This is a genomic window from Lewinella sp. (assembly GCF_050633125.1).
Classification (GTDB): Bacteria; Bacteroidota; Bacteroidia; order Chitinophagales; family Saprospiraceae; genus Lewinella.
The window spans coordinates 136,135-147,440 of the sequence record NZ_JBOEFX010000025.1 but is presented as its reverse complement, the minus strand read 5'-3'; the positions used below and the strand labels follow the sequence as shown (position 1 = coordinate 147,440).

General features: G+C 43.0%; 12 protein-coding genes. 2 read left to right on the top strand and 10 right to left on the bottom strand.

The features are described 5' to 3' along the window. From ACRBG0_RS07910 to ACRBG0_RS07865, 10 genes are all read right to left on the bottom strand, one after another. The coding region (locus ACRBG0_RS07910) for a hypothetical protein (RefSeq protein ID WP_431486364.1) at nucleotides 1-1,284 on the bottom strand (1,284 nt) is incomplete at its 3' end. A 76-nt stretch (nucleotides 1,285-1,360) separates the two neighbouring features. Next, nucleotides 1,361-1,711, bottom strand: a complete 351-nt coding sequence (gene arsC / locus ACRBG0_RS07905) for an arsenate reductase (glutaredoxin) (protein ID WP_431486363.1) — start codon at nucleotides 1,709-1,711, stop codon at nucleotides 1,361-1,363. Continuing rightward, nucleotides 1,708-2,421, bottom strand: coding sequence for a hypothetical protein (locus ACRBG0_RS07900; protein ID WP_431486362.1), 714 nt, complete (start codon nucleotides 2,419-2,421; stop codon nucleotides 1,708-1,710). The genes arsC and ACRBG0_RS07900 overlap by 4 nt, the downstream gene beginning before the upstream one ends. Nucleotides 2,422-2,683: 262 nt before the next feature. Beyond that, entirely contained in the window at nucleotides 2,684-2,851 is a 168-nt protein-coding gene (locus ACRBG0_RS07895; protein WP_431486361.1) for a hypothetical protein, read from the bottom strand. A 195-nt stretch (nucleotides 2,852-3,046) separates the two neighbouring features. Continuing rightward, nucleotides 3,047-4,039, bottom strand: coding sequence for a glycosyltransferase (locus ACRBG0_RS07890; RefSeq protein WP_431486360.1), 993 nt, complete (start codon nucleotides 4,037-4,039; stop codon nucleotides 3,047-3,049). A gap of 403 nt (nucleotides 4,040-4,442) precedes the next feature. Next, nucleotides 4,443-5,444: a transposase gene (locus ACRBG0_RS07885; protein WP_431486359.1), complete on the bottom strand. Its 1,002-nt coding sequence runs from the start codon at nucleotides 5,442-5,444 to the stop codon at nucleotides 4,443-4,445. Further along, on the bottom strand, nucleotides 5,441-5,848 hold the full coding sequence (locus ACRBG0_RS07880) for a transposase (protein ID WP_431486358.1): 408 nt from the start codon (nucleotides 5,846-5,848) through the stop codon (nucleotides 5,441-5,443). Before ACRBG0_RS07880 ends, ACRBG0_RS07885 begins: the two co-directional genes overlap by 4 nt. Nucleotides 5,849-6,160: 312 nt before the next feature. Next, on the bottom strand, nucleotides 6,161-7,714 hold the full coding sequence (locus ACRBG0_RS07875; RefSeq protein WP_431486357.1) for an Rne/Rng family ribonuclease: 1,554 nt from the start codon (nucleotides 7,712-7,714) through the stop codon (nucleotides 6,161-6,163). A 609-nt stretch (nucleotides 7,715-8,323) separates the two neighbouring features. Beyond that, on the bottom strand, nucleotides 8,324-9,112 hold the full coding sequence (locus ACRBG0_RS07870; RefSeq protein WP_431486356.1) for a tetratricopeptide repeat protein: 789 nt from the start codon (nucleotides 9,110-9,112) through the stop codon (nucleotides 8,324-8,326). A 26-nt stretch (nucleotides 9,113-9,138) separates the two neighbouring features. Continuing rightward, entirely contained in the window at nucleotides 9,139-9,450 is a 312-nt protein-coding gene (locus tag ACRBG0_RS07865) for an HU family DNA-binding protein (protein ID WP_431486355.1), read from the bottom strand. Nucleotides 9,451-9,831: 381 nt separating this feature from the next. Between ACRBG0_RS07865 and ACRBG0_RS07860 the strand changes: the two genes are divergently transcribed. Further along, nucleotides 9,832-10,707, top strand: a complete 876-nt coding sequence (locus ACRBG0_RS07860; protein WP_431486354.1) for a YicC/YloC family endoribonuclease — start codon at nucleotides 9,832-9,834, stop codon at nucleotides 10,705-10,707. A gap of 24 nt (nucleotides 10,708-10,731) precedes the next feature. Further along, the gene (gmk, locus tag ACRBG0_RS07855) at nucleotides 10,732-11,295 is read left to right on the top strand and encodes a guanylate kinase (protein WP_431486353.1); all 564 of its coding nucleotides are present in this window, start codon (nucleotides 10,732-10,734) and stop codon (nucleotides 11,293-11,295) included. Nucleotides 11,296-11,306: the final 11 nt, after the last annotated feature.

Here is an 11,306-nt window from a genome sequence, read left to right as displayed (position 1 = left end):
CGCTTCTTGTTCATCACTTAAAGCGTTTACCGTTCTTAGATTTAGCGCTCTAAAGAACTTGCCAGAGTTAACAAATTCATCTCCCTTCTCGTTGGTCCATCCAACAATTTCTGCTCCGTTATAATCATACAGCATCCGAGATGTGCCGTTATAGGCAAATAATAGTTCCGGGCCATATTCTGTAAAAGCACTTATGTAACTAGGAATAAAAGGAAAGTTGGGAATTACCTCCACTTTACTGGTATCAACGACTTTGATTCGTCCGTTTTTTTCGACCATTATTCTATCCTCAGACACATAGCTCACCTTATCATAATCCCCTTCAATAATTTTCTCAAAACCAGGCGTGTAAGCCTGATGCAGATTGCCCTTCTTTATCAGAATGATCTCCTTATCTTGAAATGAATTATGAATCGACTCATCAAAAATAGCCAGGGTCAAAAATTCACCGTCCGGGTTTAGTACTGCTACTTTGGCTTCCGAATTGGTTAGAAAACACATGTTACTGTAGTAATTGCATGCTACATCTACATATTCCTCCGCTAAGGTCAGTGGCTTATCTTTGTAGAAGGCTTTAACCGGTTTTTGTCTGCCGTAAACAAGCAGTAGTTCGCCCCCAATGTGGTAATCCGTATACCCTTCACTTGGTGAAATGACATCGTTTAGGTTAAGGTCTAGCACATGCACATTTTCATCCAACGGCGCATTAACAACAAAGTAAGGATGCTCCGTTTCTGGAAACATAAACACAGGAGGCAGCTTTGATAATTTCTTGGTCTCAAAATGATAGATATAATCTTCCTCGGTAGACCTTCTTTGTATCCAAATGTATTGCTCATTGATTTTAAAGACACCAGCGTTTTCAAGAACAAAATTCGTTTCGTGTGTATCAAAATCGGCAACAAAAACACTGCTTCCTTTTACGTAAGAAGCTTTATTTCCATACACGCAAAGGTCTGATACATTCCTCAGGTTTATCTCTACATACTTATCAGGATCGAAGTCTAGCTCATCATTCAAAAGATAACATCGGTCATCAACTTGGATCAATGGAACGCCCAAGTTGCCTGCTTTAAATCCATCAACCTGCACCGGAAATCGGCTAATGGTATCCCCTTTCACCAATATGCTCTCCTGCTCATTCCCAATGAGCAGATAATATCCGTTCCAGGTCAAGTACTTATCATAGATGGTATCTACCACTATTCCTTCTTCTTGAGCAGATAAGTTGCTCAAAAAGCCAATCATTATAAAAAACGGGAACACAAGCTTCGTTTTATTCATTTCCATCCTTTTCTAACCTCATCGCTTGTATATACCCGTTACTAAGTGGTTTGGGTATAGATAGTAAGTTCTATTATTAACTCCCCTCAGAAAGTAATTGAATAACTTTCTCTATTGGCCTTCCGATCACGGCTTTGTCGCCTTTAACGACTATTGGTCGCTCTATTAATTTCGGGAACTTAACCATCGCATCCACCCATTCTGATTCGGTTAATTCTTTTCCCTTAAAATTCTCTTTGTAATCAGCCTCTCCTTTTCTAATCAATTCTTCTGCGGGAATATTCAGCTTAACCAACAAGGCTGTTAATTCCTCTTTTGTCATAGGATTTTTCAAATATGCTATGGTTTCAAAATCGACGCCTTTCTCTTTTAGAAGGTTGTAACAATTTCTACTTTTAGAGCACCTGTTGTTGTGGTATATTTTCATTTTTCGATTATTTCTCCTTTGCTATTAATAAATATTCTTGCCAATTCGACATACGCTGTTGCTACAATGTCATTATCAATGTACCACTTTTCATTCCTCTCATTCTCTCGAATACCCTCAAGTAATTCAAATTCAAACGCAGTAATAAAGTTTCCTTTAACTGAAGCCAAGCTACATTTATACTCGTCATTCCTCAATATGACTAAATCCTTGCTGATAAATTCAACGCTAGTATATGCCTCATCAAAAATCCGCTGCCCTTCATTATTGATGACTATCCATTTTTCTTGGCCAGCTATGCCTAAATAGGCCATCATTATGGAAGGATCAGAAGAAAGTACAAAGCCATGATACAAACTCTCACATACTCTGTTTCCTTTTACATCAAATAGTCCTTGAAGTCGATTTTCAAGAACAACAACATAATATGGATTAACTAGCCCACTATAGACTTCATCATAGATTACTGGTAAAATCTCTTGTTTTTCTGAACTATACAGGCCCATTTTCTGAGTTGCTTGATCAGTTGCAACAAGTAGCTCTTCTTCATATTCTTCCCCTACAATTATATCAAGAGGTTTGAATACTAACTCATGGCTATTCTCGCCTATTTTTTCTTCTTGAGTACCTGATTTTTGCTGACTACAGCTAAATAAAACAGTTATCAAGACTAACGGTATTTGAAATTTTTTTTTGAATAAAGCCTTCATATTACTGCTTATCTTGGTCTATACCTGTTCAACGCTCTTTCTATCAATTAGAATTATTATTGGCTTGATAGCTTGTCGATACTATCTTCTTTTTCCCACTTTTTAATAATGACGAACCACAAAACAACCACCACTCCTAAAATTATTGTTTTTTCAGTTCCGTTGATTCCAATGATTTTCGAATAATCACCTGTTCGATGGCATCGTCCATTCTCCACATCTCTGGCTCCATCATCAACTGCACTCCGTTATAAACCGGATCTTACCCCGGAGCCCCACCACCGTTAGTAACCACTGATTCTTTATTATCGAAATCAATACCGGGGCCTTCCTCTTTTGGCAATTCCTTGCCTTGCACCAAGCTCGATAACGTTTCGCTACTCAAATCGAACCCTCTATAGCGTACGATGCCAGCCCCGTCGATGCTCATACAATTCTAAGTCCCCAAAATCATCGTCAACTATAATTATACGTATTTCTTCTAAGTTTTCTAATAAGTTACTCAACTCATTATCTATGTAAGCATCCGAGTAAACTAACGAATAGGTATAAGTAGTCCCTAATTTTTATTTTTCCTGACTTCATCCTCTAATCTATCATTTGTTTTTTCTACAAACTTATGGTTTTAGCCACCTAATACGCGTCCAACCTCCCCCTGCCTTTTCCACTCCGCCCAACCTCTACTAGCCCAATACTTCGCCAAATACTCCTGCTCCGTCTGCCCGGGGGTGGGTATGAGTAAGAGGGGCTTTTGCCAATGGTAAGCATCCAATAACGTGCTGTAGCCCGACCGACAGATGAGTCGCTCGGTTTGCGCTATGGTGGTGGCCAGCTGGTCACCCAGTAGCCAGTCTACAACGGAGAGGTTTGGCGTGATGGCTTGGGGCCTGCTGCTGCCCGGCACACCACGTACCAGCAGCGCCGGAACGTCCCAGGCTTTGAAGCAATCTATCAGCTCTTCTTCGAGGTACGCACGCTGAGGCTCCGGCCCCGATAGAAGCGCCAACCATTGATAAGGCTTTTGCACTACCTGCTCCTGTTTCCTTCCAGCAAAGCGAGACAATGCCCCCAAATAACGATGCGGTAAGCCTGCAATAGGCCGCGCCAAATCCCCAGCCAAGCTCTCCTCCCCTTCTATATCCGGCACCCATACTTCCGCGAAGTGCCTGCGTACAAAGGTGTGATACCCCTTGTTCATCATCCAAGCCAGCCAAGGTTGCTTATGCTGAATCTGTAGCTGGTGAGCCAGCCAGACGCTTTTCACCGCCTTGCTCCAGCAGCCAAAGCGGCCATCACTCACTACTAGGTTTACTCCTTCCTTCCGAACGTAGTCGCTTATTATTCGATGTTCCTTCTTCATCACCCTCCACAATCGGGGGCTCTGTACTCCCATGTTCCATACCATCGAGCGCTTAGGATATCGTACCGCATAAGCGGGTAACTCAATAAAATCTACCTTTTTCAGGGATGCTTTCAACAACATCAATGCACTCCCTGCCGAGGCAACGGTCACCCGTTTTCCTTCTTCTTGCCAAGCCTTCACCAAGGGTACACACCTGCTCGCATGCCCCAGCCCCCAGTCTAAAATCGCAATTAAGAGGTGCTCCGTATTCGACATACTAATAGGATGGATTATCTTTAGGGTATGTTATGTAGGTACTAGGTACTTAGATTTTGATTACTATAACAAAATTTAGTGTCTATTATTCAACGCTTTGAGCGTGCTCAACTAACCACTTATGAAACAACAAAGATACTTCTTCCTATTACTTCTTCTCCTCGTCTTCCTTACCAATGCCTGCCGATCGGTGGGATGTGGGTGTCCGATGCATTAGCAGGATGTAAAGGGTTGGGTGCGTGTAAAGGTGTAAAAGTTGATTTGATTTCCCTAGTGGTATCAAACATCACCGATTTCCACTTTACCTAAAGGGTTAGATTGGTTGATGGTTAGATGGTTGGAGGTTGATGGTTGATGGATGAGCTTCCCTAAATAACGTTGACAGGTTTATCAATTATTCCACTTAAAAGCTGAGTGCTAGTTGTCCATCTTCTTTCGGCAAACCAAGCTTAACAAATGCGGGCAGAATCTGACTTGTCCCTCCAAAAGCTCCGCTACCGGGATAAGTCAGATTTTGAGCCGCCATTGGCTGGTATTCCAACTCCTCTGCTTGACCATCTCGTATCAGTAACACAGGTGGCTTTTGCGTTTTACTATCACTAAGATAGTGTTCAAATTCTAAAGGAGCTACTCGCATCGGTAACTGGCCATGATGACGTACCTTGTTGTAGTTGTCAACCGCTTTCTTTACGCATCTTTTCAGCTTCACAAAATTGTCGATTTGCCAGTATGACAAGTACTCGTTCTTAATCACATCATTGAGCTTTTCTGCGTAAGCATTATCCAGTGCTATCATGCACATACTAGAACTGATACCTTGTGACCTCAGCACCTCTACAAAGGCTTCACTGCGGTACTGTGAGCCTCCATCGCTATGGAATATCAGTTCCCTCACATCCATCCCTTTACGGCATCGTAACGCCATTTTAAGGGCCTCTATATTCGCTTTAGCTTTAAGGTTATCGCTCACACTATAACCCACTATCAGCCGAGAGTATACGTCAATGATAAACGTCAGGTAGTAATACCTATCACCAAGGTGATAGTAAGTCGTGTCCGACTGCCAAACCCTATTTAAACCAATGATTGTAAGCAACTTAACCAGATTTGGATAACGCAAACCATTGCTCCGAGTCGTTCTATGATAGTTCCTTTTTTGCTCTAACGAATGCCCTAAGAAAGTCATCTCACGAACAAAGGCATCTCGACCCAGGCCTTCCGGCTGGATCATAAAGTAAGCCTTTTCAAGGCCCAAACCTCCGTGATCTGCACGGTGAGCCAATAGCATCCCTTCTGCCGAATAGACAACGTCATCATAGGCCTCACGGCGACACATAAACTGACTCAATGCCTGACGAGATGTATCCAGTACAGCATACACTTCTTCATTACTCGGGCTGTTCATTTCTGATCCGTATTTCGCCAAGAGTCGGATAAGGGAGCCGTAAAACCACTTTTTTTTTCAACATCTATTCCGGCTTCTCCTAGCTCCTCTAGCAAGCTCTCGTAGTAATCCAATTTAATTTGTTTTTGCCCAAGCGAACGTTCCAATTCGGCTAATCGCTTTTCCAATAATTTAACCTTCTCGGTCTGGGAATTGGGTACTTCCACTATTATCGCTTTTTGTTGATCGTACGCACTATACTTAGTTATCCACCGGTATAAGATATTCCCATGGATACCGTATAAACGGCTCATCTGAGCCACACTAAAGGTACCTGCTTCGTAGTCCTTAACTCGCGCTTTTTTAAACGTTTCACTGTAACTACGACGCCTTTTAGGACGATTAACCTTCTTCGTTGAACCCATTTTCTACTTAATTTGGTGTCAACGTATTTCAGGGCTAGTCAGGAAATTTGGGTACGCTAAATACTTCCGACTTCCCACTTCCGAACTCCGACTTTGCACAACGCCTCCCTTCCCTTGCGAAACAGATCCCGAAACGCGGCCTATTCTGGGACATCAAGATAATCAAACTAGAACCTTATATTCCCTTATATGGTTCAAAACACCTTACCTTAAACAACGAAAAAAGCCACAAAAGCACTCCTCCGTCTGGTCTTTAAACCTTTCTTTGGCAATGCTTCTGTGGCTATTTATGCTTTAACGAAAACTCCCTGATTATTGCAGGCGAATCTCGTCGTCGTTTACATCAAAAAACTTGTAGGTATTGAAGGCATAATCTTTGTCTTCGGCAATTTTTATCCACCGCTGGTGTTCGCGCCACCACTTGAACTGGACACTTTTGAAGAAACCTTTCTTTAGATAAGCCACCACAAAAGGATGAGCCACCAATGTCAGCTTGGCCTTTGGCCGCGATTGCATGATGAAGGTCAAATCCCTTTCCACTTCGTCTTCTAGTAGAATGGTTGCGTTTACTTTGCCCGTACCTTTACAGGTAGGACAAGCCTCGGAAGTGCTAATATTCACCTCGGGACGAACCCGCTGGCGGGTGATCTGCATCAAGCCAAACTTACTCAGTGCAAGAATGGTATGCTGAGCCCGATCTTTCTTCATGTGCTTGCGCATCGCCTGTAGCAGCTCCTTGCGGTGTTCGGCATTACGCATATCGATAAAATCGATGATAATAATCCCTCCAATATCTCGCAAACGCAGCTGGCGAGCGACTTCTTCGGCCGCCTCCATGTTGACTTTCAATACAGCTTCGGCCTGATTGGCATTGCGCATCTTATGACCACTGTTGACGTCTACAACGTGCATGGCCTCGGTATGCTCAATAACAATATAGGCACCACTGCCCATGGTAGCGGTCTTGCCAAACGAAGACTTTATTTGCTTGGTCACTCCGTAGACATCGAAAACAGGCTTGGAATTCCTGTGCTGCTGAACGATTTTAACTTTATCAGGAGCGATGCTGCCCAAGAAAGTCTTTACATTGTTGTAAAGTTGCTTATCATTGACGACGATCCGGTTAAAAGAATCCGTTAGCAAGTCTCTCAGTATAGAGGTCGTTTTGTCCAGCTCACTCAGTAACTTTACAGGCGGAGCAGCATTTTTCAGTTGCTGCTGAATGTCCTGCCATTTTTCCATGAGCATAGACATTTCCTCATGAAGGTCAGCAACCTTCTTTCCTTCGGCAGCCGTACGTACGATCACGCCGAAGTTTTTCGGACGAATACTTTCTACCAATAAATGAAGACGCTTACGTTCTTCGGCGCTACCAATTTTTTTAGATACCGCAATCACCTCCGCAAAGGGAGAAATGACGAGGTAACGACCGGGAATGGTAATTTCGCAACTCAGCCGAGGGCCTTTGGTAGAAATCGGTTCTTTGAGAATCTGGACGAGGATATCGTCTTTCTTACCCAAAACCTTATCTATCTTCCCTGTCTTTACGATATCGGGAACAAAGGCAAAGTTCTCTAGTCTGTGCGTATTGATCGATCCCTTGATCGACCCGTTGGTGTATTTCTGCAGGGAAGGGAGCTTAGGCCCTAAATCCGTGTAGTGAAGGAATGCGTCTTTTTTGTGGCCAATGTCCACAAAAGCGGCATTCAGTGCAGGCATCAATCGCTTGATACGCCCGAGGAAAATATCGCCAACGGCGAAATTTTCATTGGTTTTCTGGTTGTGTAATTCTACCAGTTTACCATCTTCCAAGAGCGCTATCTCAACCTCGGTAGGCGAGGAATTGATGATCAGTTCCTTATTCAATCTTGTTAAATTTAACCCACCTCACAAGCAAGCCGGTTAGCAGAATAAAGGAACGTATCAGGAAACATTGTGCCGAAAAATGAGAGGTGGCACAATTACTAGCAAACTGCTTAATTTCTTAGGAGCCTGTTCTGTAGAACTCCATAACATTTGCATTAGGGCTGGGCTTTTCATAGTCTTTCATCTGTTATTGATCGTCGGATCAGGGTAACTGAAGACTGGCCAGTTTGCTCGATGGACTGATAATTCCGCTACTGCTTATTGGTCTGTCTCAAAAAAGCTCAAGTGTTTTAAGAACTTGAATGTCTTTATGGAGGGCACGCGTAAGGTCAAGACAGCTCAATAGTAATATAAACAGCTTAGCCGACCCCTTACAGGAAAGGGTCGGCAAATATGCTGTAAGTAAAACATCCAAACCGGGGTACATCGTACAAGCTCGAAAGCTGATGTTGTACCTAACATACCTGGAGGTAGAGAATGTTATTACTTGTTCTTCTTCTTGTGACGGTTCTTGCGCAAGCGTTTTTTCCGCTTGTGAGTCGCAATCTTATGTCTTTTCCGCTTCTTTCCGCAAGGCATAATTTACGTTTTAAGTTAATTAATTAATGTTTATTTTGCATTATTTCGGCAACGGTCGTCGTAGGCTTGTGCCTGAACTTGGTCACCTGCACCTGCATAAGCTTGCGCTAACAGGCAAATGGCATTCAAATTGTCGTTTTCCAACTCCAGCGCTTGATTCAGACGTTGAATTGCCCGATCAAACTGCCCGGTTTGGATGGCCAGACGGGCCAGTGATGTTAGTACGAGGGCACTCTCTGGAAAAGATTGCTCTAACTCTCTTAACATCAGTATCCCCTTCATTGGTTCATTTGGGGGAGGTACTTCTGTGTAAGTTAGCGCCAGATTCACCTGGTTACTAACATTACTGGGATCAAGGGAGATCGCATTTTCAAATGCGCGAATAGCCCGTTGATTACAAAAAGTACGTACTTTATCCGATTCTGCTCGTTGTACACAAATCGCGTAGGTAGTTCCGGCAATAGACCATGCTTTTTCCGTTTCTTCCAGCTCTGCAATCTCTTGGGCATAGTGCCCGGCAATCGCAGGATATTCGTTTTCGTACCATCGGCCAGAAATCTGTTTTAGCACCTCTACTTTTAGAGAATCGCTATCTGCCAACGTCAACTCCTGCTGCAAAGCCTGAATTGTACTCATCTGGTCAGCTGGCAGTTCATCGTGAGCATCTCTGATCAGAATATTAACATCGGTAGCTTCCGTTTGCAACATCCGGGTTTGTTCAACCTGTTGCTGCCCTGGAGGCTTAGTTTCACAACCAAAATACAGCACAAGAAAAAGCACCAATGAGCCTCCTATTATTATATACTGTAAGTTAGTCATATTATTCTGAAGCGTTTTCAACTTTATTAGTCGATCTTCTCCTCATTAGGAGAACTTGTTACATTTTCTTTTACCTGTTCTACAAAAACCTTAGCAGGTTTGAAAGCAGGAATGAAGTGTTCAGGAATAACAATCGCCTTATTCTCTTTGATATGACGACCAACTTTTTGGGCTCTTTTCTTGATAACAAAAGAACCGAAACCGCGAATATAGACATTTTCTCCGTCAGCAAGTGACCCTTTCACTTCTTTAAAGAATGATTCCAGGGTAACCAGTACATCAACTTTTTGTACACCCGTCTTTTCAGCTATAGCTGCTACTAGATCAGCTTTTCTCATCGTTATTTGCTGGTTTATAATTAGTTATACTAAAAAATGCCTTTTGGCAAAAGAGAGGCAAATTTCGCTAAATTTTACACTTTATGAAAGGATTGGCTGATTAATTTTCATTAATAATCAATTAGTTAGCTTCAACCAGCGCTGCCAATCCCCCTTCTTGCCGAATTATTTTCCGAAAAACACCAGATAGCCAAGGCTAAACACAACACCAATCCAAATGCGCCAAATATATCTCTACTGAAAAAAATATTTTCAAAGCTTATTATAACCTTCCTCGTCCCAAAATAATCCAGTCTTTTAGAGAAGTTTTCCGGAGTAAGCAGCCCTAAAACGAGCTTTAAACCTATATTTGCCCTTTCCTCGAAGCGAAAATGAAACAATATGCTATTATCAATGACGGGCTACGGTCGTGCTACTAATAATTGGGAAGACAAAACCATTCAGGTAGAAGTCCGCTCTCTAAACAGTAAGTACACCGACTTGCGCCTAAGATGCTCCCAAAACCTGCGGGAAAAGGAAGCACAGCTCCGCAAGATGGTCACCGATTTTGCCCACCGGGGAAAATTGGAAATGTCAATAGACATTACCTCTCATTTAGGCGACGACCAATTTGGATTAAACATTCCGTTGTTCAAAAAATACTTTTCGGCGCTTCGTGAATTGTCAACAGAGTTCGATTACGAAGACAAAACCCTGATGAGTGCCATTCTGCGCCTGCCTAATGTAGCCGCCTCTTCTGATGGAGAAATGTCGAAAGAGGAATGGAAAGCGATTACCGACACCATTAGTGCTGCGTTGGAAAAATTCCAGGCGTTTAGACAACAAGAAGGTGCAGCGACTGCTAATGACCTGACCGAGCGTATAAATACCATCAGCAGTTTACTAGAGCAGGTTAGCCCCCACGAACAAGATCGGGTAGAAGCCATCCGTGACCGCCTCTACCGCAGCCTTGATGACAAAATGGGTAAAGACCGGATCGACGAAAGCCGCTACGAACAAGAAGTCCTTTTCTATCTGGAAAAGATGGACATCAATGAAGAAAAAATGCGCTTGGCACAGCATTGCGAATATTTTCTAGAGGTCCTTAATAACAAAACCCAGGCTAAAGGGCGCAAACTCAGCTTTATCAGCCAGGAGATTGGCCGTGAGATCAACACCCTTGGTGCAAAAGCCTACTCTTCCAACATTCAGCGGCTCGTTGTAGGCATGAAGGATGAGTTGGAAAAGATAAAGGAACAAACGGCAAATATTGTTTAGCAAAGAGATAAAAATACTTAGGTCATGTCTAAGATGCTCATTTTCACTGCTCCTTCAGGGGCCGGCAAAACTACTATCGTTCGTCATTTGTTAAACACCTTTCCGGTTTTATCTTTCTCTGTGTCCGCGACGACCCGCAAGCAGCGCCCCCACGAGAAGGATGGCTACGATTACCATTTTATCACCAAAGATGATTTTGTAAAAAGAATCGATACTGGTGGTTTCGTAGAATGGGAAGAGGTTTACGAAAACCTCTACTATGGTACCCTGCATAGCGAAGTCGACCGATTGTGGACCGCTGGCAAGCATATCATCTTTGACATTGAAGTCAAAGGAGCTACCAACATTAAAAAGGCTTATCCAGAAGAATCCTTGGTCGTTTTTGTAAAACCACCCAGTGAAGAGATTCTGTTTAGCCGCTTGCGGGAACGCAATACCGAGAGCCCGGATAGCCTCGCCAAACGTATTGCCCGCGCGGCCGAGGAGTTGACTTACGAGAATAGTTTTGACTACGTTTTGCTCAATGATGACCTGGATACTGCACTAGCGGAAGCAGAACAAGTCACCAGAGATTTTTTAAACCTATAAAGCCATCCTCT